Raw genomic sequence first — 2,459 nt, 5'->3', positions numbered from 1 at the left:
ATGACCTTGGGATCGATGCCATAAGCGAGCATGTGGCCGTGATCGCGATAGCCGGTGATCACGCTGTCGCGATCATTATCGAGCGCCGATTGCAGCCCGATGGCGACCGCTTCCTGACCGATATAGAGGTGGCAGAAACCGCCGATCAGGCCGAGCCCATAAAGCTGGCCGGCCTTTTCCTCGAAGCGGCGGATGAGCAGCATTTGCTTGTAGAATTCAAGCATCTGTTCGTCACTGGCATCGAAGCTCTTCTTTGCCTCGAACTCTTCCTGCAACGAGTGAAGGATGAAATCGGGATCATCCAAGGGTGCCTGCGCTTCGGGCGACTTCGCTTTGCTTGCGCTGGTTGTCCGTTTGGCGGCGGGCTTCGCTGTTGCGGGTTTCTTGGCCAAGTTGGGTGATCCTTAATCCGGTATTTCAGGCAGCCAGACGAGCAGGCGCCACGCGTCTTCTCCTCTGCTCCTGTTGCTATAGTCGGCACGGTTCGGGTTACGCAACGTCAACCGGACGAAACCCGTGCGTTTTAGCCAAAACGGTTAATATTCAAGGTTTGGGAAACCGCGATTGCGCGGAATTGCCTACTCGTCTTCGAGCGTGATGACGATCTCGTCAGGGTGAATAACCCCGAGGTCCTGTCGGACGAGCTCGCTGATCAGATCAGGGTCGGCGCCATCGGGATCGAGCAGTTCGACCCGGTTCTTGAGCGCATCGCGCTTTTCGGTGAGCACGGCGATGCGGGCCTGACGCGCTTCGAGCGCTTCGGCATTTTCAGCCCATGCGAGCAGCCCCGTAGGCCCGGCAATCGCGCTCACCGTCAGGGCGACAAGCAACGCGAGCGCGAGGCCCTGCCTGATATGGTCCCTTGGTGGTTTACGCATGAAAATTAGCCCCGTGTTCTGTTGCCACAGAATCATAGTTAACCCTGCACCGCAAGCGAAATGCGGTGGATGCGCGAAATTCCCGTTCAATAGGAGCGCGGAAGCCCCAATACATGCTCTGCAAGATAAGACAGGATGAGATTGGTCGAGATCGGCGCGACGATATAGAGTCGCGCTTCGCGGAATTTGCGTTCAACGTCGTATTCCTCGGCAAAGCCGAAACCGCCGAAGGTTTGCACGCACATGTCGGCTGCCGCCCAGCTCGCTTCCGAAGCAAGCAGTTTCGCCATATTCGCCTCTGCGCCCGGATTGCCGCCCTGATCGTAAACCTGCGCGGCGTGATGGACCATCAATTCCGCAGCGCGCATCTGGGCATAGCAACGCGCGATGGGGAACTGGATGCCCTGGTTCTGGCCGATCGGGCGCGCAAAGACGTTGCGGTCGCTGGCATAGGACTTGGCCTGTTCGATGAACCATTTGGCATCACCGATACACTCTGCCCCGATCAGGATGCGCTCTGCATTCATGCCGGACAGAATGTAGCGAAATCCCTTCCCTTCCTCGCCCACCAGACTGCTCGCAGGGATTCGCAGATCGTCGAAGAAAACCTCGCAAGTCGAATGGTTCATCATCGTGCGGATCGGCTTGATGCTCATGCCGTTTTTCAGCGCCGCCTGCATATCGACGAGGAAGATCGACAAGCCCTCGGTCTTCTTCTCGACCTGATCGCGCGGCGTCGTGCGCGCCAGCAGCAGCATGAGATCCGAATGTTCGGCGCGGCTCGTCCAGATCTTCTGGCCGCTGACGACATATTCGTCGCCCTCTTTCACCCCGCGGGTCTTCAGGCTGAGCGTATCGGTCCCGCTGGTCGGCTCGGACACGCCAAAGGCCTGAAGCCGCAGCTCGCCGGTGGCAATGCGCGGCAGATATTCGCGCTTCTGTTCATCCGATCCGTAACGAAGCAGCGTGTTCATGATATACATCTGCGCATGCGCGCTGGAGCCATTGCAGCCGGTCGCCTGGATTTCCTCCATAATCACGGCTGCCGCATCGAGGCTGAGCCCGCTACCGCCGAATTCTTCAGGGATGAGAGCGGCGAGGAAGCCTGCCTTGGTCAGCGCATCGACGAACTCGCCCGGATAGTCGCGCGCGGCGTCCTTGGCGCGCCAGTACTCGCCCGGAAAGTCCTCGCAAAGCGCCCGCACAGCGCGGCGAATTTCGGCCAATTCCTCGGTTTCAAACTGCATTGATTTCTCTCTTACCCTTGCGCGGGGGCTGCTTGCCCCTAGGTTTAGGGAGAGTCCAGCCTTAGAAAAATATCACGGGACATCAATAATATGCTCGACACTCTGATCGACCAACTCAACGCCATGGGCACGGAATTCGTTCGCGCCCTACCCTCGCTCGCGATTGCCTTGGCGATCATCATTGTGACCGCAATCGTCGCCAAAGTGGCTGTCAGCGTGGCCGACAAGGCGGTGGGCAGAACCGATCTGAGAGCATCGCTTCGCACGCTAATCCAGACCGTTATCAAGCTCGGCATCTGGATTCTCGGCCTGTTGATCGCGATGATCGTGGTGT

Annotated in this window: 3 protein-coding genes and 1 pseudogene; 1 reads left to right on the top strand and 3 read right to left on the bottom strand. The window is 58.5% G+C overall.

Annotation, left to right across the window (positions count from 1 at the left end; genetic code table 11):
• The 3 genes from Q0139_RS04015 to Q0139_RS04005 all read right to left on the bottom strand — a co-directional run.
• The coding region (locus Q0139_RS04015; RefSeq protein WP_298017757.1) for a thiamine pyrophosphate-dependent enzyme at nucleotides 1–305 on the bottom strand (305 nt) is incomplete at its 3' end.
• Nucleotides 306–578: 273 nt separating this feature from the next.
• On the bottom strand, nucleotides 579–878 hold the full coding sequence (locus Q0139_RS04010) for a septum formation initiator family protein (RefSeq protein ID WP_298017753.1): 300 nt from the start codon (nucleotides 876–878) through the stop codon (nucleotides 579–581).
• 86 nt (nucleotides 879–964) lie between these two features.
• Nucleotides 965–2,125: an acyl-CoA dehydrogenase family protein gene (locus tag Q0139_RS04005; protein ID WP_298017747.1), complete on the bottom strand. Its 1,161-nt coding sequence runs from the start codon at nucleotides 2,123–2,125 to the stop codon at nucleotides 965–967.
• A 90-nt stretch (nucleotides 2,126–2,215) separates the two neighbouring features.
• On the opposite strand from Q0139_RS04005, the pseudogene Q0139_RS04000 reads away from it, so the two are divergent.
• A pseudogene (locus tag Q0139_RS04000) lies at nucleotides 2,216–2,459 on the top strand (mechanosensitive ion channel family protein); the annotation flags it as partial.

It is taken from the genome of uncultured Parasphingopyxis sp., assembly GCF_937129435.1.
Taxonomy (GTDB): Bacteria; Pseudomonadota; Alphaproteobacteria; order Sphingomonadales; family Sphingomonadaceae; genus Parasphingopyxis.
The sequence above is the reverse complement of the archived record's forward strand: the minus strand, read 5'-3'. Positions and strand labels throughout refer to the sequence as shown.